Genomic DNA, 565 nt, shown 5'->3' with positions numbered 1-565 from the left:
CCGCGCCCCTGGTCCAAGGGGGCGCGGCCCTCATGCTCAAACTGCTCATTTTTCGGTGCACGCGTTGCTCAGAAACCGGTGCTCATTCGGACCATTTCTTATTGCACATCAACACATCGACTCGAGGCCCAGGTCGGACGCCACGGCCTCGACCTTCCTCGTCGACACGCCGGCGGCCCACATGTCGCAGACCGCCGACGCGAGCGCCGTGTCCGTGCGCGACCAGCGGGCCACGACGTCCTCCGGGAAGTACGTCCCCTCCCGGAGCTTGGGTATCCTGAGCGTCACCCGCCCGACGCAGGTGTCGAGCGAGCGCTCCCGGTAGCCGTTGCGCGGCGCCCCGAGCTCGGAGGCCTGCTCGTCCATCACGGCGTTCAGCAGCCCCTCGAGCAGCGCCCTCAGCGCGGCGTTGATGTCGATCGTGCCGTCGGCGCGCACGCCGGCCGCGGCAAGGGCCTCCTCGTGTACAGTGTCCATAGCGGTCGTTCCTCTCTCCAGAACCGTCTGTTGTGGTGACTACGATTCTAGGGAACGGCCGCGCCCTTCCGGGCGCCGGCCGGGATGC

The 565-nt window shown here is 68.1% G+C and carries 1 pseudogene; it reads right to left on the bottom strand.

From position 1 onward, the window contains the following. Positions 1–114 precede the first annotated feature (114 nt). A pseudogene (locus tag H6A15_RS10230) lies at positions 115–477 on the bottom strand (transposase); the annotation flags it as partial. Positions 478–565: the final 88 nt, after the last annotated feature.

It is taken from the genome of Enorma phocaeensis, assembly GCF_016901575.1.
Classification (GTDB): Bacteria; Actinomycetota; Coriobacteriia; order Coriobacteriales; family Coriobacteriaceae; genus Limicola; species Limicola phocaeensis_A.
This window is presented reverse-complemented; position numbering and strand designations above follow the sequence as displayed.